Annotated in this window: 16 protein-coding genes; 3 read left to right on the top strand and 13 right to left on the bottom strand. The window is 64.8% G+C overall.

The window, feature by feature from the left end:
- Positions 1-70: 70 nt before the first annotated feature.
- Entirely contained in the window at positions 71-1,492 is a 1,422-nt protein-coding gene (locus QOZ81_RS00530) for an indole-3-glycerol phosphate synthase TrpC (RefSeq protein WP_300715215.1), read from the bottom strand.
- 491 nt (positions 1,493-1,983) lie between these two features.
- Here QOZ81_RS00530 and upp point away from each other — a divergent pair, with 491 nt between their 5' ends.
- A complete protein-coding gene (gene upp, locus QOZ81_RS00525) occupies positions 1,984-2,610 on the top strand; it encodes a uracil phosphoribosyltransferase (protein WP_291203225.1) in 627 nt (208 codons plus the stop codon).
- 25 nt (positions 2,611-2,635) lie between these two features.
- On the opposite strand, the gene QOZ81_RS00520 is transcribed toward upp, so the two are convergent.
- Both QOZ81_RS00520 and QOZ81_RS00515 read right to left on the bottom strand, forming a co-directional pair.
- Positions 2,636-6,835 (bottom strand): Ig-like domain-containing protein, encoded by a 4,200-nt coding sequence (locus QOZ81_RS00520; RefSeq protein ID WP_300715212.1) that lies wholly within the window; start codon positions 6,833-6,835, stop codon positions 2,636-2,638.
- Positions 6,836-7,004: 169 nt separating this feature from the next.
- Positions 7,005-7,406, bottom strand: coding sequence for a flagellar export chaperone FliS (locus tag QOZ81_RS00515; RefSeq protein WP_300715210.1), 402 nt, complete (start codon positions 7,404-7,406; stop codon positions 7,005-7,007).
- 430 nt (positions 7,407-7,836) lie between these two features.
- Here QOZ81_RS00515 and QOZ81_RS00510 point away from each other — a divergent pair, with 430 nt between their 5' ends.
- Both QOZ81_RS00510 and QOZ81_RS00505 read left to right on the top strand, forming a co-directional pair.
- Positions 7,837-9,468: an O-linked N-acetylglucosamine transferase, SPINDLY family protein gene (locus QOZ81_RS00510; RefSeq protein ID WP_291203233.1), complete on the top strand. Its 1,632-nt coding sequence runs from the start codon at positions 7,837-7,839 to the stop codon at positions 9,466-9,468.
- Between the two features lie 82 nt (positions 9,469-9,550).
- Entirely contained in the window at positions 9,551-12,649 is a 3,099-nt protein-coding gene (locus QOZ81_RS00505; RefSeq protein WP_291203236.1) for an FkbM family methyltransferase, read from the top strand.
- Between the two features lie 53 nt (positions 12,650-12,702).
- Here QOZ81_RS00505 and QOZ81_RS00500 read toward each other — a convergent pair whose 3' ends face one another.
- From QOZ81_RS00500 to QOZ81_RS00455, 10 genes are all read right to left on the bottom strand, one after another.
- Positions 12,703-13,002, bottom strand: coding sequence for a hypothetical protein (locus tag QOZ81_RS00500; RefSeq protein WP_291203239.1), 300 nt, complete (start codon positions 13,000-13,002; stop codon positions 12,703-12,705).
- Positions 12,999-13,424 (bottom strand): flagellar export chaperone FliS, encoded by a 426-nt coding sequence (gene fliS / locus QOZ81_RS00495; RefSeq protein ID WP_291203242.1) that lies wholly within the window; start codon positions 13,422-13,424, stop codon positions 12,999-13,001. The genes QOZ81_RS00500 and fliS overlap by 4 nt, the downstream gene beginning before the upstream one ends.
- Positions 13,425-13,482: 58 nt before the next feature.
- Entirely contained in the window at positions 13,483-15,204 is a 1,722-nt protein-coding gene (fliD, locus tag QOZ81_RS00490) for a flagellar filament capping protein FliD (RefSeq protein WP_291203244.1), read from the bottom strand.
- Positions 15,205-15,237: 33 nt separating this feature from the next.
- Positions 15,238-15,585, bottom strand: coding sequence for a flagellar protein FlaG (locus QOZ81_RS00485; RefSeq protein ID WP_291203248.1), 348 nt, complete (start codon positions 15,583-15,585; stop codon positions 15,238-15,240).
- A gap of 79 nt (positions 15,586-15,664) precedes the next feature.
- On the bottom strand, positions 15,665-16,270 hold the full coding sequence (locus QOZ81_RS00480) for a flagellin (RefSeq protein WP_300715207.1): 606 nt from the start codon (positions 16,268-16,270) through the stop codon (positions 15,665-15,667).
- Positions 16,271-16,525: 255 nt separating this feature from the next.
- Positions 16,526-16,873 (bottom strand): flagellar protein FlaG, encoded by a 348-nt coding sequence (locus tag QOZ81_RS00475; RefSeq protein ID WP_300715206.1) that lies wholly within the window; start codon positions 16,871-16,873, stop codon positions 16,526-16,528.
- A 79-nt stretch (positions 16,874-16,952) separates the two neighbouring features.
- Positions 16,953-17,558 carry a flagellin gene (locus tag QOZ81_RS00470; protein WP_291203251.1) on the bottom strand — a complete coding sequence of 202 codons (606 nt, stop codon included), beginning with the start codon at positions 17,556-17,558 and terminating at the stop codon, positions 16,953-16,955.
- A gap of 201 nt (positions 17,559-17,759) precedes the next feature.
- Positions 17,760-18,524, bottom strand: coding sequence for a cephalosporin hydroxylase family protein (locus tag QOZ81_RS00465; RefSeq protein ID WP_291203254.1), 765 nt, complete (start codon positions 18,522-18,524; stop codon positions 17,760-17,762).
- Complete coding sequence (locus tag QOZ81_RS00460; RefSeq protein WP_291203256.1) at positions 18,521-19,693, bottom strand: class I SAM-dependent methyltransferase; 1,173 nt, start codon at positions 19,691-19,693, stop codon at positions 18,521-18,523. The genes QOZ81_RS00465 and QOZ81_RS00460 overlap by 4 nt, the downstream gene beginning before the upstream one ends.
- Entirely contained in the window at positions 19,690-20,577 is an 888-nt protein-coding gene (locus QOZ81_RS00455) for an NAD-dependent epimerase/dehydratase family protein (RefSeq protein WP_291203258.1), read from the bottom strand. Before QOZ81_RS00455 ends, QOZ81_RS00460 begins: the two co-directional genes overlap by 4 nt.
- Positions 20,578-20,584 lie beyond the last annotated feature (7 nt).

Below are 20,584 nucleotides of genomic sequence, written 5' to 3'. Positions count from 1 at the left end.
GGCACCCGGCTCAGAGAGGCGCGCCATCGCGCCCCTCTGATCTTAGCCAGGTTATGTGTGCCGTTTGGGCCTACTTCTTGGCGGCCTTCTTCGGCGCGGCCTTCTTCACGACCTTCTTGGCGGCCGGCTTCTTGGCGGCGGCCTTCTTCGGCGCGGCCTTCTTCACGACCTTCTTCACGACCTTCTTGGCGGCCGGCTTCTTGGCAGCGGCCTTCTTCGGCGCGGCCTTCTTCACGACCTTCTTCACGGCCTTCTTGGCGGCCGGCTTCTTGGCGGCGGCCTTCTTCGGCGCGGCCTTCTTCACGACCTTCTTGGCGGCCGGCTTCTTGGCGGCGGCCTTCTTCGGCGCGGCCTTCTTCACGACCTTCTTGGCGGCCGGCTTCTTGGCGGCGGCCTTCTTCGGCGCGGCCTTCTTGGCGGCGGGCTTCTTGGCGGCAGCCTTCTTCTTGGGGGCGGCCTTCTTCGCCGGCTTCTTGGCGGCGACGGGTTCGGTGGTGGCGACCGGGTTGGTCATTTCGGCCATGGGTGGCTCCTTTACGCCCTTTTGGGCGGGGTTGGAAGGGGTCGTGCGGGAAGATGGCTTGCCCTTAGCATCTTTCGTGCCTGGTTGGGCCGTGTCTTTCCGCGGGGTGGACACGCGTTCCTTGGCCGCCGGTGCGGCCGTGGGGGCTAGCGCCGCGTCAGCGGCAGAGCCGGTCTTGCCCTTGGGCTTCGCGGCTTTTTTCGGGGGCTCCACGCCGGCCAGGATCTGGGCCAGGCGCTTGCCGGGATAGTAGTCATCAAGGAGGGCATCGCCGATCAGCAGGCCGTGGACGCCCAGGGCCTCCACCTGCTTGATCTGCTCCAGACGGTGCACGCCGCCCTCGACGAGTTTGAGACAGCTTTTGGGGACCTTCTTGACCAGTGCGACGGCCTGGTCCCAGGAGGCTTCCCAGGTATCCAGGTTCCGGCCCACGGCGCAGATGATGTCGGCGCCGGCATCGACCGCCCGCCGCAATTCCGCCTCGGAGGTCACTTCGACCACCACGTCCAGACCCTTGCTGGTGGCGAACTTGAGAAGGGTCTGCAGGCGCTCCTGGCCCAGCAGCGCGGGCATCAGGAAGATCGCATCCGCCCCCAGGATCTTGCTCTCCTCGACCTGGTACTCCTCGAAGATGAACTCCCGCCGGATCAGGGGCAGCTTCACCTGACTGCGCACTTCGGAGAGGTGCTTGTCCTCGCCGAAATAGAGGAACTTGTCCGTGGCGACCGAGAGGGCCCGGGCGCCGTTTTCGGCCAAGCTCTTGGCGTGGGTGGAGGCCTTGTAGGATTCCCGCACCTGGCCACGGCCCGGATCGCCCCCGGCCACTTCACCCAAGATGGTGATTCCAGGCTGGCTGAGCTCTTCTTTCAGGGAGTGGTGCCCCTTGTAAGCATCCTTAACCGCCACGGGGCCCCTCTGCTTCTTGATTTCCACATCCAGGGCCTTGAAGATGGCGACTTTCTTTAGCATTTCCCACTCTCCAAATCTCAGATACCTCGCTGCTGGCCCTATGGGGAAGATGATGGTCTGTTTTTCCTCTGATTCAACATGAAACCAGCGATCTGGATGAGGTCAACAGAGAAAAATGAAAAATCTTCATTTTTTTTGTCGCTACCTCCCCATCCAGATCCCCTTCGTCCCCGAGTGCCCGAACCTGAATTCTGCACCGCCAGCACCCAAAGGTTGACGCGGCCGCGGGGGAAAAGTCGCAGGGTTTCCATGCGTGACATCCGCCGAAACCCGCACCAGCAGCCGTTTTCAGCGACCTTCGCGGAATCTGGTCGAGCTCCGGTCGTAGAGATGGGAGGGTCCAATCGACCCGGCGAAGTCCGGCTTCCGGCCGGCTCGCTTCGTGCCCTTCGGCAGGTCTCCAGCCTGTTAACCTTCTACTCGCGCATTCCAGTCCTGGCGCGGCGTTGGGCCGCCCGGGATCCAGCCGGAAGCACCGGGAGGCCAAGACCATGACCATCCATGTCGTCGATCATCCACTCGTCCACCACAAGCTCTCCCTCATCCGGGACCGCAAGACCCCCGGAAGCCTCTTCCGGGCGCTCATCGAAGAGGTCGGCCTCATCCTGGCCATCGAATCCACTCGGGCCCTTCCCACCGAGTCCGTCGTCGTGGAGACGCCGCTCGAGCGCACCGGCACGCTCCGCCTCAGGGCTCTCGATCCAGTGCTGGTGCCGGTCCTCCGGGCCGGTCTGGGGCTGCTCCCGTCCTTCCTCAGGCTGCTGCCCACCGCCAAGGTCGGACACCTCGGCCTCTATCGCGACCACGACTCCCTCGTGCCCGTCCCCTACTACCGCAACTTCCCGCCACTCCTGGAAGCGCGCCCTGTCTTCGTGCTGGACCCCATGCTCGCCACCGGGGGCAGCGCCTCCGAAGCCGTGCGGCAGCTGAAGGCCGCCGGTGCCGTCAATCTCGCGCTCGTATCCGTCCTGGCTGCGCCCGAAGGCCTGGAGCGGCTCCAGGGCGACCACCCCGACCTCACCATCGTGGTCGGGGCAGTGGACCGCCAGCTCAACGAGAAGGGCTACATCCTCCCCGGGCTGGGCGATGCCGGGGACAGGCTTTTCGGGACCGCCTAGGCCTGGACCCGGCGAGGTCCGGGCCTCATCGCTGGATGGTGAGGCTGTAGGGCGAAGCGCTCCACTGACCGTTGGGGCTGTAGATCTGGATGTAGACCTTGACCTCGGTCGCGGATGGCGGCGGCGGCGGAATGCGGACGACCGTCGAGCCCGAGGAGGTCAGCTGCTTCCCGGCCTGGATCCCCTGGGCCGCAACCCCCTGGAAGACGTTCATGCCGTAGATCAGGCCCGGGGGCGGGGTCAGGGTCAGCAGGACGCTCTGACCCGCCACCAGCGTGATCGCGAAGGTGTCCACATCCTGGCTCGTGGAGATGGCCCCGGTGACCTTGGTGACCGTGGAAGCGACCACATTGGCCGTGGCCGTGGTGTCGTTCGACTCGGTCTCCTGGAACGTGGTGGCCGCAGGGTTCGACACGGTGAAGGCGACGGCAGCCGAGGTGCCGACGTTGCCGGCGGCGTCATAGGCCTTGGCCACCAGGCTGTGGCTGCCATTGGCCACGGTCGTGCCGTCGAAGGAGACCGTGTAGGGGGAAGCCGTGGCGCTGCCTTTGAGGGCGCCATCCACGTAGTACTCCACCCGGCTGACCCCGACGTTGTCCGTGGCCGTCGCCGTGAAGGTCCTGGAGGTGCCCGTCCCCGTGACGGTGGCCGTGACCGTCGGGGCCGTCGTATCGGCATTGCTGATCGTGAAGGGGACCGCGGCGGAGGTGCCGACGTTGCCGGCGGCGTCGTAGGCCTTGGCCACCAGGCTGTAGCTGCCATTGGCCAGGGCCGTCGATACGAAGCCGAAGCTGTAGGGGGCGGCCGTCGCGCTGCCCTTGAGGGCGTTGTTGACGTAGTACTCCACCTTGGTCACGCCCACGTTGTCCGTGGCCGTCGCGCTGAAGGTCAGGACGCCCGAGGTACCGCTGACCTTGGGGGTCACGCTCGGCGCCGTCTTGTCATTGTCGATGGTGAAGGTGACGGTGGCTGAGGTGCCGACGTTGCCGGCGGCGTCGTAGGCCTTGGCCACCAGGCTGTAGCTGCCATTGGCCAGGGCCGTCGACGCGAAGCCGAAGCTGTAGGGGGCGGCCGTCGCGCTGCCCTTGAGGGTGCCGTTGACGTAGTACTCCACCTTGGTCACGCCCACGTTGTCCGTGGCCGTCGCGCTGAAGGCCAGGGTGCCCGAGGTGCCGCTGACCTTCGGGGTCACGCTCGGGGCCACGGTGTCCACCACGAAGGCGACGACCGCCGAGGTGCCGACGTTGCCGGCGGCGTCATAGGCCTTGGCCACCAGGCTGTGGCTGCCATTGGCCACGGTCGTGCCGTCGAAGGAGACCGTGTAGGGGGAAGCCGTGGCGCTGCCCTTGAGGGCGCCATCCACGTAGTACTCCACCTTGGTCACGCCCACGTTATCCGTGGCCGTCGCCGTGAAGGTCCTGGAGGTGCCCGTCCCCGTGACGGTGGCCGTGACCGTCGGGGCCGTCGTATCGGCATTGCTGATCGTGAAGGGGACCGCGGCGGAGGTGCCGACGTTGCCGGCGGCGTCGTAGGCCTTGGCCACCAGGCTGTAGCTGCCATTGGCCAGGGCCGTCGATACGAAGCCGAAGCTGTAGGGGGCGGCCGTCGCGCTGCCCTTGAGGGCGTTGTTGACGTAGTACTCCACCTTGGTCACGCCCACGTTGTCCGTGGCCGTCGCGCTGAAGGTCAGGACGCCCGAGGTACCGCTGACCTTGGGGGTCACGCTCGGCGCCGTCTTGTCATTGTCGATGGTGAAGGTGACGGTGGCTGAGGTGCCGACGTTGCCGGCGGCGTCGTAGGCCTTGGCCACCAGGCTGTAGCTGCCATTGGCCAGGGCCGTCGACGCGAAGCCGAAGCTGTAGGGGGCGGCCGTCGCGCTGCCCTTGAGGGCGTTGTTGACGTAGTACTCCACCTTGGTCACGCCCACGTTGTCCGTGGCCGTCGCGCTGAAGGCCAGGGTGCCCGAGGTGCCGCTGACCTTGGGGGTCACGCTCGGCGCCACGGTGTCCACCACGAAGGCGACGACCGCCGAGGTGCCGACGTTGCCGGCGGCGTCATAGGCCTTGGCCACCAGGCTGTGGCTGCCATTGGCCACGGTCGTGCCGTCGAAGGAGACCGTGTAGGGGGAAGCCGTAGCGCTGCCTTTGAGGGCGCCATCCACGTAGTACTCCACCCGGCTGACCCCGACGTTGTCCGTGGCCGTCGCCGTGAAGGTCCTGGAGGTGCCCGTCCCCGTGACGGTGGCCGTGACCGTCGGGGCCGTCGTATCGGCATTGCTGATCGTGAAGGGGACCGCGGCGGAGGTGCCGACGTTGCCGGCGGCGTCGTAGGCCTTGGCCACCAGGCTGTAGCTGCCATTGGCCAGGGCCGTCGATACGAAGCCGAAGCTGTAGGGGGCGGCCGTCGCGCTGCCCTTGAGGGCGTTGTTGACGTAGTACTCCACCTTGGTCACGCCCACGTTGTCCGTGGCCGTCGCGCTGAAGGTCAGGACGCCCGAGGTACCGCTGACCTTGGGGGTCACGCTCGGCGCCGATGCATCGGTATCCTTCCAGGCCGAGCCGACATTGATGCCCGCAAACGCGTTCCAGACGGCCTTTTCCTCGGTGCTGCCAGCCCCGTAAAGCTCTTTGGCGGCGGCGATGGCGCCGTTGCGGGCGGCCAGGTAGTTGCTGGAGGACGTGAGACGGGTGGTCAGCGTGCGCCACCAGATGCGCATGGCCCGGTCGTTGCCGAGGCCACTCATGCCGGCCGGCAGGTAGCTGCTGTAGGCGGAGCTTGAAGCGCTGGAGGAACTGCCCTGGCTCAGGAAATAGAAAGCGCGGTTCATGGGGCCGGAGCTGAAGTGGACGTCCAGGCTGGCCAGGTTCGAGCTCCAGGCATCGGGGCTGCGGCCATCGAGGCTCGGTTTCTGCATGTAGCGCAGCGGGGTCGGGAAGCTCGCAGTCTCCAGCAGTTCGCCGATGGTCCAGTTCCCGCCCGTGTCGGGAATGACCGTTCCCTGGCCCTGCGCACCCAGTGCGTAGAACTCGACCATGGTCCCGATGATGTCGGAGTTGGCCTCGTTGAGTCCGCCGCTCTCGCCGACATAGGCCAGGTTGGCGGTGGTGGCGCAGACCCCATGGCCCATCTCGTGGGCGGCCACGTCCATGGCCGTCAGGGTCTTGAACATGCTGCCATCCCCGAAGGTCATGCAGAAACAGGCGTCCGACCAGAAGGCGTTGTCATAGCTCGCGCTGTAGTGGACGCGGCTGAACACGGTGCGGCCGGTCCCGTCGATGCCATTCCGCCCCATCACCTTGGTCAGGAAGTCCCAGGTGACCTGCATCCCATAGTGGGCATCCACGGCGGCGGTCTGCCCGTTGGCGGAGGTGCTGCCGTTGCCGGCGCTGTAGTTGAGGCCATCGCCCCACGCGTCCACCGACGCGGTGTAGACCGACCCGTTACCCGAGGTGCCACCATTCATATTGGTGGTGTAGTTGCCGGCGCGGCCCAGGTCCCGCAGTTCGAACCCCCCGTCGACCGTGTTCGTGTTCAGCTTCACGCTGCCGCTGTATTCGGACTTCCCCACGCCTTCGTGGGCCGCGGTGTGCAGGGTGGACCAGTGCCGGAGGATGCCCCCTGAGTGGGCCTGGACGAGCAGATCCTCGTGGCGGGTGTCCTCCCCCTGCTCAAGCTCCACGTGGATGAGATACGCCAGCTCGTGCCGGAGGACGACTTCCTTGAAATCCTCGGCGTTCTTCGGATCCTTGATCCCGGGCCTCGGCACCAGCCGCGTGACAGGGAAGACCACAAGCTCCGCCGTAGGCGCGACCCGGTAGGTGCTCCTGGGGGCTACCGCAGCATGGGCGATGGCCAGGGCCTCGTGCACTTCGAGGCTCGGGTCCGAGGCGATCTGAAGGTCACGGACAAGGGCATCGGCCGCCGCCTCATGGCTCCGCCCGGGAACCTGATGGAGGATCAGCTCCCCCCCCAGCACGCGGACCCCCTGATAGTACTGCTGGAACCGGATGGAGCCAGCCCCGTCAGCCAGGGCCTCCGTTCGGTACGCCTTCAGGGTGTGCCGGTCATCCAGGCCTTGACCGAATTCCTGGTGGGCCCGCACCTCGGCCATCCGGCGGGCATTGGAGGCGGCCTCCTCGACGCGGGTGCCCGAGGGGGAGGCGACCAGGGAAGCCGCAAACAGGCCAAGGCAGGATGCGACAGTGCGGGCGCATGGACCGGTCATGACGGCCTCCGGGAAGTGCTGATGGGGGTAGTGAGCGATCCGCTTTACAGCCCGACGAGCTCTGCGCGCAGATCCCCTCCTATCGGCTACCCGGAGTCAGCACTTGACCGAGCCGGGAGACATTTCTTCTGGGGGTCGGCGGGCCCAGGGAGTGGGCCGTTCCGGGGGGCTAGAGCTCGGGGCTCTCGGACATCCCCTCACCTTGGAACAGCACGTATTCCCAGGCTTGGCGCATGTCACCCATCTGGGCATGGACGCGCTTCAGCCGTTCGACATCCCCATTGCTCCGGGCCAAGAGGATCTCCCGGTGCCACCAGTCGTAGAGGCGGTCGAGGTTGTCCACCAGGTCCCCGCCCTGGTCATGATTCAGCCGCCGGCGGAGTTCGTCGAGGATCGCGAGCATCTTCTTGGTGAAGTGGGCCTTCAGCCTCGGATCGTCGGAAGCGATGGCCTCCTCGAGTTTCACCAGGACGCGCTGTCCTCCCTCCAGGAGCAACACCACCATGTGCTCTGGGACGGCCGGCGGCTCGCACTGAACTGGGGCGCCTGGGGAATTGGGAATGAGGGTCATGGCATGGACATCCACTGTTCCTATCGGCCGCCAGCCGTCCGTCCCTGACTTCAGGACGGCCCTCTGGGCTCGGGTCGGTTTGGGAGTATCTGGAATCCACCTGGGCGGCAAATGCTACCCAAACGCGGACTCGGACCCCCTTCCCAAAACCAGTCCCACCGGCTGATGATCTGAGCCCGCAGAGTGGCCAAACTGGCCCGGGCCGGGCAATCGCGGGGGCCCGCAACCCCATCCTCGTGACCATCGCTGGTCAAGTTTCACCCAAATTCCGCGGCCATGCAGTGGCCTGCTTCTTGAATGCGATCCCCGAGGGCCATGATCGATCGGCCTTCGCAGGGACGTCCCATCCATCCCCAGTCCCGACCGCCACCAGGACATGGCCCTTTCCCCCACCCATTCTTGGTTTGGCTAAACTGCCGAAGAGGACCCGATGGATCAGCACAATGGACGAGCCGCGAAGGCGGAGTCACTGGTGGAATCCGGGCGATGGAGCGAGGCGGTCGAAGCCTATGCGGAGGTGGTGGCTGCCGGGGAGTCAGATTTCCAGATCCACTTCAATTTCGGGACGGCCCTCATGCACTGTTCCCGGTTTGAAAAGGGGCGAGACCAGTTCTCATCGGCCCTGCGATACCGTCCGGATTCCATCGCGGCCCTCACCAACCTCGCAGGGGCGCAGGTCAATCTGGGCAATACCTGCGCCGCGGCGGATACCTTCCGCCGCATCGTCACCAGGCAGCCTGATTTCCACACGGCATGGGTCAATCTTGGCGTGGCCCTTGCGGATCAAGGACTGATCAGCGAGGGGATCGAGGCCTTGCAACGAGGTTTCGACCTCGCGCCCGATGACTCGGCAGCCAGGAACAACCTGCTGCTCCACCTGAACTACGCCTGCACCGATGGCCTGGGCCTTGCCGAAGTCCATCAAATGCTGTGCGCCCCCATCGCCTCGGCTGCCCGGAAGCCCCTGCAGGACACTGCCGGGCGGCGGATCTGCATCGGCTACGTTTCGAACGATTTCAGAGGGCATTCGGTGGCCTTCTTCCTGCTGGGGATCCTTGGCACGCACGACCGCGGGGCATTCGAAGTGTTCTGCTATTCCTTGACACATGCCCCTGATCGGATGACCGAGAACTTCGTCCGATTGGCGGAGCACTTCGTGGATCTCTCGACCTGCTCTGATGCCGAGGCCGCCGGGCGCATCGAGGCGGACCAGATCGACATCCTGGTCGACCTCGGAGGACATACCTCCGGAAGTCGCATCGGCATCTTCGCCTTCCGTCCGGCCCCCATCCAAGCCACTTATCTGGGATATCCGGCCACCACGGGTTGTCCCTTCATCGATTTTCGAATGGTCGATGCCCACACCGACCCGGAAGGCAGCGAAGCTTTCGCAACCGAGGAGCTCATCCGGCTTCCCGCCCCCTTCCTCTGCTACACACCCAACGCCGCCTCTCCCGACATCGCTCCGTTGCCGGCTTTGGCAAACGGGTTCATCACATTTGGCTCGTTCAACCAGTCTGCAAAGATCTCGGATGAAACCCTTGACCTCTGGTCCGGCGTCCTCGCCGCTGTGCCTGATTCCCGGATGTTCATCAAGGCCCGCGCGTTTTCCGACACACAAGTCTGTGACCGCTTCCGCGGGCGATTTGCCGAGCGGGGCATCGATGCCTCGCGCATCTCGTTTTCGGGTCTTCTGGCAAACCCCCGGGAGCACCTTGCCGCCTACGGCAAGGTCGACATCGCCCTCGACACCTTCCCCTACAACGGCACCACGACCACGTGCGAGGCCCTGTGGATGGGGGTTCCGGTCATTTCCCTGGTCGGGGGCCTTCACGCCGCCCGGGTCGGATACACCATCTTGACGGCCGTGGGGCTTGCGGGTCTGGCAACCACCTCCGCCGACGAATTCGTCTCGCTCGCGGCGGCCTTTTCAGAGGACCGGGGGCAACTCGCCGAGCTGCGCGGACATCTCAGGATGGTTGTCGCAAACTCGCCTCTGTGCGATCGAGCTCGGTTCACGAAGGGGTTGGAGGACGCCTATCGGAAGATGGTGGATTCTTGAGGACCGCGGGTTGGGACCAGTCTTGTTTTGGTTGTGCTATACACGGTGACCAAAGCCGCAACGCCCAGGGAAAGGAATGACCATGCTCTCCGATCTACTCAAGAAGGCAGGAGGGGACCTTGAGCTCACCATGCTGGAACTTGGGGCTTTACCGATCGACTCCAAGAGCGAGCCGTTTCACGCTCTGCTCGATCAGTGGGCGAAGTCGAAGGTGGTCGCCTTTGAACCCGATGCTGAACTCTGCAGCGAACTGAACCGCAAGGCGCCTCGAGGCGTCCGCTACTATCCCACCGCCGTGGCAAAACGCAGGGAAACGCGCCCTTTCTACGAAACCGTCCACTCGATGTGCGGCTCGTTGTTCCCCCCCGATGAGCGATATGCCGATCTGTTTCATAACCTTGACGTCATGCGGCTGAAGAAGACCAGCTCGATCGATACGGTGCCGCTCGATGAATTTGTGGAAGAGCAGGCCATCGGCTGCGTGGACTTCATCAAGATGGACATCCAAGGAGCCGAGTTGGAGGCCCTGCAGGGCGCGGCCGCGGTTCTGCAGGATGTCCTGTTCATTGTTTGCGAAGTCGAATTTGTTCCGCTGTACCTGGGACAGCCCCTCTTCGGCGACGTAGATGCATTCCTCCGCAGCCGGGGCTTCACCTTCCACAAGTTCATCGGCGGGGCCGGGCGCACGGTCAAGCCATTGGTGTTCAATAACGACACCAACCATTTGAACCAGCAGATGTGGGCGGACGCCATTTTCATCCGCGATCTTTTCCATCTCGACGCCCTAACTTCCGATCAGTTGCAGAAAATGGCAATCTTCCTCGCCCTGTACGGAAGCCCCGATGTGGCGCTCTTCCTCTTGAATGAGCACGACAGGCGCACCGGTACCAAACTCGGTGAGCCTTACCTCCAGGCGCTGACTCGGCCGGCACTGCATGGGGAAGCCGTGCAAGGGCCGCCCAAGGTCATCCACACCATGGTTGATGGCGTGAAAATCGTGGTGCCAGATTCGCTGGATTTAATCACGACCTATGTGCTCTCAGAGCAGCAGGACTGGTTCGAGGACGACATCAAATTCCTCCGCAGGTTGCTGCAACCAGGCCAGAGGGTGATTGACATTGGCGCAAACTACGGGACCTACACCCTGTCCATGGCCAAGACCGTCGGTCCAACCGGTTGCGTATGGGCCTTCGAACCCGCCTCGACCACCGCGGGGTTTCTTGCCGAATCGATGGCCGTCAACCACGTTTCAAATGTCGTCCTCGAGCGCAGCGCTCTCTCCAAAGCTCGTGGGACCGCCTGCTTAAGCCTGAATGCCAATTCGGAGCTCAATGCCCTTACGCAGGATCCCCAACATGCCGGGGCCACTGAGGTCGTGAAGCTTGTCACGCTTGATGATTGCATGAACGAAAATGATTGGTTAAACATTGAGTTCATTAAGATTGATGCAGAGGGTGAAGAGTCCAATATTTTGGAGGGTGGCAAGCATTTCTTCGATCGGCTCTCACCCTTGATTCAGTATGAAATACGAGCTGGTGACACAGTACACATGGAGTTGATCCATCACTTCACCGCGCTCGGATATGACTCATATCGCCTGGTCCCCGGGCTCAATGTGCTTGTCCCCATCGATGCCGAATCCATGGAGGATGGGTACCTTTTGAATCTGTACTGCTGCAAGCAGGATCGTGCGCGATCCCTCGCTGGGCAGGGGTTCCTCGTACCCGCAGCCGCCTTTGGAGGCCCGGCCCCCTCCGGCGCTGGTTCAGAAGAAGCTGTCGGAAGGACGGCCTCCGGGAGGACCCATGATTGGCGGTCCAGCCTTGCTGTCCTCCCCTATGGAGCCCAACTGCTTGAATCTTGGAAAGCGACGGCGGCAGCTGGAAATAGCGTCGAGGTGGAGGCGGCCCTCGCTCAGTATGCTGTGTGCCAAGATCCGTCTCTTCCTTTGACCGAGCGCGTGTCGTCGCTGGAAAAGAGCTTTCGCGCGTTGCGCGCCCTGTGCGAGCGCGACCCCTCCAACATGCGGCTCGCCAGCCTCGCGCGCGTCGCCCGGGATTTCGGGTACAGGGCCTGTGCCGTGCAGGCACTCCAGCAGCTGCTCGACCGCATCGTCCATCGCAATCGCCTGGAACTGGACGAACCCTTCCTGGCTCCAGGAGGACGGTTTGACCTCCTCGCCACCGGGCCCTCCGTCGACAATTGGATGCTGGCGGCCATTCTGGAGGAAATCGAACGCCTCGGGTCCTATTCGTCCTACTACACCGGAACCACGGCTCTGCCGCGCCTGGAGAAGATCCGGGCTTTGGGCTTTGGAAGTGCCGAGATGGGGCGGAGATTGTCGCTCGTCCAGCAGCGTTTCGGCCTGCCGGGGAGCCCATCCGAACCCCCTGCGAAAACCTCCCCCATCCGGCCATTCCCGCCCTCCGTCGACCTTCGGGAGACCCGATACGGCCGGATGCTCGTTCCGGTGGGGGGCCAACCCGGGGCGCCTTCCATGGCCGGAACGGGGGAATTGAGCCAGGAGGAATTTCAGCTGTTCAGCCAATTCGTCGGCATCGGGAGCATCGTCCTCGATGTGGGGGCAAGTGTCGGTACCCGCACGGTGCCCCTGGCCCAGCTCGCGGGTTCCGGCGGGGTCGTGGTCGCGTTCGAGCCTCAGCCGGTTCTGTACAAAAACCTCTGTGCGAACCTCGTGCTCAACAGCATTCCCAACGCCGTCACCTATGCCATGGCTCTGGGTCCCTGCACTGGCGAATGCCAGCTCCGCGCCTTGGGTGACTCCCAATCCGGCGATCTGGACGGGAGAACCGGGGATGACGCCGAGGAGGGCGAGGTGGTCCCCCTGGGCAGACTGGACGATTTCCAGCTGGACCGGGTGGATTTCATCAGGCTCGACGTGGGGGGGGACGAAGCCGCCGTCCTGGAAGGAGCCGCCGAGACCATCAAGCGCTGTCGGCCGATCATGTACATCAAGAACGACCATGCGGAGAAATCCGCTGATTTGATCCAGCGGCTTTTCGAGATGGACTATCGACTCTGGTGGCACGCCCCCCCACAGTCGGCTGTCGGATCCCCTTCCCCCAGGGCCTGCTCGATCAGCATGCTGGCCATCCACCGCGACATGAGGCCAATCACGGGGCTCAAGCCGATCACGACCGCCAGTGACGCCTGGCTGTAGCGAACCTCAGAGGATGAATTCCCTGCGGCAGGCCTCATGGGCCTGGAACCGTCTCAGCGGACCCCAGCGCCGTAACCCTTCAGCGCCCGGTTCCCCTGGGCCTGGGTTTCCAGTTCCGCCCGGACCCGGTTCAGCGCCTCGACAGCCACCGGGATGCGGGCTTCCAGCAGCTTCCCGGCCGCGTGGGCCCGGCCGGCCAGGGCTGGCCACCCTTCCGCCCGCTCCGCCTGCGCCATCGCCGCCCTGAACTCCGCATCCCAGCGGGCAAGGGCCTCGGCCTCCGGCTCCCAGGCGGGGTCGGCCAGCCACGCCTCCATCTCCTCGATGGCCGCGCGGACCCTGGCATCGCTCATATGACCTGGTTCCCGAAGGAAGGCTCGGCCCCCTGGACGGCGCCGGTCTTCTTCTCGTGGAACTGCTCCCAGGCCTGCCGGATGTCACCCATCTGCTCGGCCACCACCGCCAGGCGCTTCGCATCCTTGAGGTGACCGGCGGCCACGAGCTCTCGCGTCCACCAGTCGTAGAGTTTCTCAAGGTTCTCGACCAGCTCTCCGCCGTCTTCGTAGTTGAGGCGGAGGGTCGCCTCGGTGATGGCATCCAGGACCCGGGTGAGACTGGTGGCCGCCCCCGAAATGTCATTGCGGTTCAAGGCCTGGATGGACCTGCCCAGGTGCCGCTGGCCGGCCTCCATGATCAGGGCCGCCTGCTGTTCGGGACTGGCACTCATGATGCGCTGGGTCAGGTAGGCATCTGCGGATTTGGCATAGGCGTTCACGATGGGTCCCCCAGCTGTGTTTCGGCGATTTCTGCCGAATCATGAGTCGAGGCAAGTCTCAGGCCGAACCAAGGGAGCTGGCACCGGCCCTCATCTGGGCCACCACAGATTCCATCTGGGCGAACTTCTTGGTCAGGTTGTCCCTTTCATGGTTCAACCGCGTCTGGGCATCTTGAATCTGGGAGCCCAAGCTCTTGTTCTGGGCCTGGATGGAATCCAGGATGGACGAGATCCCGCCCGCGCTGCCGGGGGTGGTGAAATTGGTGATGAGGTCCTTCGCCGCCTGGCCCACGCCCCGGCTCAGGGTGATGGTTCCACTGCCCGCGCCACCGACGGCGAGGCTCAGACCGGCAAAATCGCCCGTCCCAGACAGGACGCCATCCGTCACCTGGATCGGGTCGCTGGTCACGCCATTGCGGGTCAGCGTCCCCCAGAGCACGCCCGTTCCCGCATCCTTCGTGATGGCAAAATCAATAGGACCCGTCACAGTCTTGCTGCCACCCGCCCTGACGGTCACGGCCGGGCTGGTGGAATCCCCGGCAAAGGTGAACAGACGCTGGACGGAGGCCAAGTCGTTGGTCATGGCCGTCTGGAAGGTGATGGTGTTCAGGTAGACGGTGCCGTCTGCCTGGGTGCTGATCCCGATGTTGGGAAGCGTCTTGTAGGTGGCTCCGCCGGGCAGCCCGGCCGTTTGGCCGAACAGGGTGGCCTTGAGGTTGCCCATCATGGCGCGGGTGGCCGAATCCGACGCCAGCGGCGCCTGGTTGATGCTGCCGTCCGCGTTCTTGGTGGAGGTCGAGGCGTCGTGGTAGTCCTTCATCAGCTGGTTGTATTTCGTGATGAAGTCCTGCACTGCGGCCGTGGCCCCGGCCTTGTCGGGAGCCACCGACAGGGTGGTCGTTCCGGCCTGGTTCCCCTGCTTCAGGGTGAAGGTCATGCCATCGACCGCATCCTTCACCACGTTGGTCGTGCGCGTGAGCTCGATGCCGTTGAGGGTGAAGTCCGCATCCGTGGCATTCGCGCCAGACGTGGCGGAGGTCACGCCGCCCACGATGGTCTGCGTGCCATCCGCCAGGGGCGCGCCGTAGCTTCCGCTCGCGATCCCCAGGGAGGCGGCCACTGTGCCCGACAGGGTGGCGAGGGTCACGACGCCGCCAGTCTTCCCGGTACCCGTGTCCTTGGCGGTCAGCACGAGCTGATAGGGACTGCTGCCCTTGCCCACGTTCACCACCGTGGCGGTGACGCCGGCCCCCGAGGCATTGATCTTGTCCCGCAGGCCATTCAGGGAATTGGACGAGGCATCGAGGGTGATCTCCTTGACGACGCCATCGGTGCCCTGGACGGCGAAGGTGGCCGAGGTTCCAGACGTGAAGATCGGGGAGAGCGTGGAATCGCCGGGGTTGGCCACCGACAGGGTGTAGCCCGTCACGGGGTCGAGGGCCGCCGACAGGCGACCCTTGGTGGCGACCGTTTTGACGCTGATGTCGTAATTGCCGGAGGCGATGCCTGTCGCGGTCGCCGTCACATTGGTGTTGTTGGTGTCGGTGCTCGTCACCGTGCGGCTGTTCAGCTTGTCCTGAAGGCTGGCCATGCTGAGGGACAGGGTGGTCAGGGCGGTCCGCATGGCGGTGAGCGCCGCCGTCTTCTTGTCGTTGAGATCCTTCTTGGCCTGCAGCCGGTTCATGCCAGTGGCCTTCTGGGCCACGATGGCATCGACGAGGGCCTTGGTGTCGATGCCAGTGGTGATGCCGCTGATTGAAGTCAAGGATGAAGTCGCCATCACACACCTCGATAGTCATGCGAGCAGGAAAGTCTAGCCCTCCCTGTCCACCAGGGCACCGGAAGAGTGGCCCTGGCCTTCCATTTCCCGCAGGCGCCGGGACATCCCCAGCACTTCCTCGGAAGGAATCTGCAGCACCACCTCGCCGGTACCCTGCTGGATGACCTGGTAGACGGTACGGCCTGAGCCCGCGTCCACCTGGAGCTTGAGCTCCGGCTCGGCCTGCTGGAGGTGCTGGTTGATCTGGGCTGCAGCCGCCGCGGGACTGCCCACGGAACCCCTGGCCGCAGCCGGGGCTGGCCGTGCGCTGACGGGCTTGGGCGAGGCGGCACCAGTCACCACGACGGGGAGATTTCCCAGCGGGCTGATTGGATTGGCCATGACAAACCTCCTCTCCGGACTTCAAATGCCTGGAGGGGGCAGATTGGATCCGCCCCCCCCAGAAGTCAGAGAATGCCTACTACCGGAAGAGGCCCAGGATCGTCTGTGCGGACTGGTTGGCATTGCTCAGGGCACTGGTGCCAGCCTGCATCATGATCTGGTACTTGGTGAGGTTCGCCATCTCGGCGCCCATGTCGGCACCCAGATAGGAGTCGGCGATGCCGAGCTGCGTTTCCGCGGAGATGCCGGAGAGCTGGGCATCGCTCAACGCCTTGGACATGGCGGCGGCGTTGGTCTTCTGGCTGGTGGCAATGAGGGCCAGCGAGGCGGACGAGTTGCTGCCCATGCCGGCGACGGCGGCGAGGTCGGTGTATTCCTGGAGGCCGCTGTTGCCTCCGCCTTCCAGTTCGGCCTGCTTGTAGGCCAGTTCGGTCAGCTGCTGGTTGGCGCCATCGGTGTTGAGGGCGACGAAGTAGCCAGCCTGGCTCTTGTAAACCGAGGCGGCCGCGGAGCGGGAGGCGGCCATGGCCGTGTTGCCGGCGTCGAGGCTGGCCGCGTCGTCCGAGGCGGTGTTGACGCGTCGGCCGGTGGTGAGGCGGGTGATCGTCCGGTTCAGGTCGATCTTGGTGACGCCGAGCTGGCGGCTGGCGGCGAGAGCATTGACGTTGCTCAGAATGGTGACCATGACATCCTCCGTGATGTTTTAAGGCAGCATCCGTGCCGCCAGGTTGTGTGGGGGAATCCCCCGACCCGAGTCTCTTCGGACGGGGTGGGTGCAAACTTTAATCTTTTTTCTCTCGTGTGATGACGGCGCCTCAATTCGGGTTGGCGGGATTCTCGTCATAAAACAGGATGGGCCCTCCAGGAGAAGGGCCCCGACGGTGAGACTGCTGGATGCATTCACTTACACGCACTTCGATTGGCACAAGAGCAGGAAAGCCTAGCCCTCCTTGTCCACCAGGGCACCGGATGGCTGACCCTGGCCCTCCATTTCCCGCAGGCGCCGGGACATCCCCAGCACTTCCTCGGAAGGAATCTGCAGCACCACCTCGCCGGTACCCTGCTGGATGACCTGGTAGACGGTACGGCCTGAGCCCGCGTCCACCTGGAGCTTGAGCTCCGGCTCGGCCTGCTGGAGGTGCTGGTTGATCTGGGCCGCAGCCGCCGCGGGACTGCCCACGGAACCCCTGGCCGCAGCCGGGGCTGGCCGTGCGCTGACGGGCTTGGGCGAGGCGGCACCAGTCGCCACGACGGGGAGACTTCCCAACGGACTGATTGCATTGGCCATGACAAACCTCCTCTCCGGACTTCAAACGCCTGGAGGGGACAGAAGGATTCCGCCCCCTCCAGAAGTCAGAGAATGCCTACTACCGGAAGAGGCCCAGGATCGTCTGTGCGGACTGGTTGGCATTGCTCAGGGCACTGGTGCCAGCCTGCATCATGATCTGGTACTTGGTGAGGTTCGCCATCTCGGCGCCCATGTCGGCACCCAGATAGGAGTCGGCGATGCCGAGCTGCGTTTCCGCGGAGATGCCGGAGAGCTGGGCATCGCTCAGCGCCTTGGACATGGCGGCGGCGTTGGTCTTCTGGCTGGCGGCAATGGCGGCCAGTGAAGCGGACGAGTTGCTGCCCATGCCGGCGACGGCGGCGAGGTCAGTGTATTCCTGGAGGCCGCTGTTGCCGCCGCCTTCCAGTTCGGCCTGCTTGTAAGCCAGTTCAGTCAACTGCTGGTTGGCGCCATCGGTGTTGAGGGCGACGAAGTAGGCGGCCTGGCTCTTGTAAACCGAGGCGGCCGCGGAACGGGAAGTGGCCATGGCCGTGTTGCCGGCGTCGAGGCTGGCCGCGTCGTCCGAGGCGGTGTTGACGCGTCGGCCGGTGGTGAGACGGGTGATCGTCCGGTTCAGGTCGATCTTGGTGACGCCGAGCTGGCGGCTTGCGGCCAGGGCATTCACGTTACTCAGAATGGTAACCATAACATCCTCCATGATGTTAGGAGGCAGCATCCGTGCTGCCGGGTTGTGCCGGGGGGATCCCCCAACCGAAGTCTCTTCGGACAGCCGGCGGCAAAACTGGAATTTATTTTTTCTTGATAGATGGGTTTACGCGCATTAATGCCGGATTCTGCCCATCAATACAATCTGGACAACAGCGGTGACGACCTGTCAATCGGGCCCCTAGCGGCGCCTCAGCCAAGCTCCGGGCCAGTGCGTGATGTTCTGGTCCAGCCCGCTCTCGTTGAAGGGCCAGGTGGGTTGTTCGATCACGAACTCAGGATGTTCCGCCGCGAAATCCCGGGCCGCGAAGGTGGGATTGTCCGTGGCCCAAGCAGGCACGCCGCGCGGCACGTCCGCCAGGTCGAGCATGATGCCGTCGGTGGCGACGATGTAGGAGCCCGCCGTCACCAGGTCCGCGTAGGCTTCCAGCTCGTCGTGCACGTGCGCGTAGGTGTGATTCGAATCGAGGATGACCAGCACGGCCTCGCCGGGCTTCACGAGCGATTTCACCTGCGCCACGATGCCGGGGTCCGTCGAGCTGCCTTCGACCAGCTCGATGCGGTCATTCAGCGGGTGCGCCTCGATGGCCCTGCGGTTGTGGGGCCGGATCTCGATGTCGATGCCGATGACCCGTCCCTTCCCCATGGCCCGGCAGAGACTGCTATAGAAGATCAGGGAGCCGCCATGCGCCACGCCGGTCTCGATGATCACGTCCGGCTGCACCTGGAAGATGACCTCCTGCATGCGGATCATGTCCTCCGGCAGCTGGATGACCGGGCGGCCCATCCAGCTGAAGGTGTACTGGTATTTCTGGTTCCAGCCCAGCCGCACCCACTGGCGGGACAGGGCCTCGAAGGCCTCCTTGGAGTACAGGTCCACGACCTTGCCGATTCCACCTTCATCCAGGGTGAGTGTCTTGGCGTCGGTGTCCAGGGACAGTCTCATGGCTCGCTCCAGTCCAGCAGATCAAGGTTGATTCCATGTTCCGCCAGGAGACGCAGGTTCTCCTGGCGGTAGTTCGGGTTCATGAGGATGGCCCGCTTCACGCCGCGACCGGGGAGGTCGGCCGGTGCCACGATGGGGTGTCCCGTGCCCGGAATGAAGCCGCCCTGCTTGTTCGGATTCAGGTCCACCACGCAGTCGATGTGCGTGCCGTCCGGATCCGCGAGGTTCGCGAGGGTGGCTCCCTTGGCGCCCGCGCCCCACAACGCCACGGGGCCCAGGGCTCCCAGCTCGAGCAGCCTCGCCTGCCAGCGCTGCCGCAGCTGGCCCTCCCTGGCCCCATAGGCCTGGGCAAGCTGCACGGTCTCGCCGGGTTCGAGGGTCGGCCGGGTGGCCCCGGCCACTCGCGCCTCCAGCCAGAGGTACTGCCCCCCGAAGATGTGCTTGACCCGGTCCACCGCAAAGCCGGCTCGCTCGAAGGCCACTCCGAGGGAACTGGCCGTGAACAGGGAGCAGTGCTCGTAGAAGAAATCCCAGACCACCTGGTTGCGCAGGATCCAGTCCACGCAGGGCGTCTCGAAGAACACCCGCGCCCTCGGCGACCGGGACAGCGCCGCCCGGACCGACCGCAGCAGGCTCATCGGGTCCGGCACATGCTCGATGACGTGACGGCAGACCACCACGTCGGCGGGGATCTCCGTGCAGGCGTCATCGTAGTAGCACTGGCGGAAGGTCAGCCGCCCATCCGAGCTCGTGGCCTCCCCCACGTAGCTTGGATCGAAACCAGTCCCCGTGTTGTTGGCGTCTGCGAATTCCACCAGCTTGCGGAGGAACCCACCCTTGCCGCAGCCCACTTCCACGATGGCGCAGTTCCGCACCCCGTGGCGGTCGACGAGGTCCTCCACCAGCCCATCCAGGTAGGTGTTGAAGGTCGCGGAGCAGGACTGGGTGTTATCGTAGTCTTCGCCATAGGCCAGCCGGGCGAGGTCGAAGGCCTGGTTGAACACGAAGCCGCAGTCCGGGCACACCGCAAAAGTCAGGTCACCCCGGGCCAGTGAACGCGCGGCCTCCGGAGTGGCCATCACCAGGTTCTGGTGCACAGGCACGCCATCGCGCCGGAGGAAGACCGTGGTCCGGTCTCCGGCACAGATGGGGCAGGGATGCGCGGTCATGCCAGCGCCTCACGGATCGTCCGCTCCAACCCCTGGGTGAGAGAGAGCTGCGGGTGCCAACCCAGGGCACGGAGTTTCCGGTTATCGCCCGCCAACAGGGGCGGTTCCCCAGGGCGCCTAACCGACAGATCGAGCACGGCCTGCAGATCGGCACCCATGATCCTGGCCAGTTCCCGCACGAGCGTTCCGATCTCCACTGGCTGCCCCGAACTGATGTTGAACTCCCCGCTGGCCTGCCGATTCAGCAGCGTCACGAAGCCCTCCGCCACATCGGAAGCGTGGAGGAAGTCGCGATGGGCGGCGGCGTCCACCGCGAAGGGAGCGCGGCGCCCCCTGCAGACCTCGATCAGGGAGGGGACCAGGCGCCGGGGGTCCTCTCCAGAACCGTAGGGAAGGAACACCCGGCCCCAGGCGCAGGGGACCTGATGCTGGACGCCCAGGGCCATCGCCTGCCTTCGGGCGGCGTCCTTGGAGGCGCCGTACGGGGTGGCTGGCCGGAGCGGCGTGCTGTCCTCGAGGCAGATGCCGCCCGACCAGTCGTACTCGGCGCAGGTGCCTGCCAGCACCATGCCCTGGCAGCCCGCCCGGCAGCAGCCATCCACCAGCCGGACCGTCGCCTCGGCCCAGCGCGGGTTGAGCTCCGAGGTCCAGTATTGGCCATGCTTGACATACCAGGCCAGGTGCAGCAGGTGGGTCGCCCCGGACGCCCTGAACAGGGTTCCGCCATCAGGCTCGGCCAGCAGGTCGGTCTCGATGTACTCCTCCAAGGGACAGTCGGCGGGACGATGCCGGCCGACGAGAACGGTCTCGATGCCCCGGCAACGCAGGGCTTCCAGGACATGGCGTCCCAGGAATCCGCTTGCGCCGGTGAGGAGGACCTTCATGCGCCCT

The organism is Geothrix sp., from assembly GCF_030219325.1.
Classification (GTDB): Bacteria; Acidobacteriota; Holophagae; order Holophagales; family Holophagaceae; genus Geothrix.
Note: the sequence above shows the minus strand (reverse complement) of the source record. Positions and strands in the feature narration are given on the sequence as shown.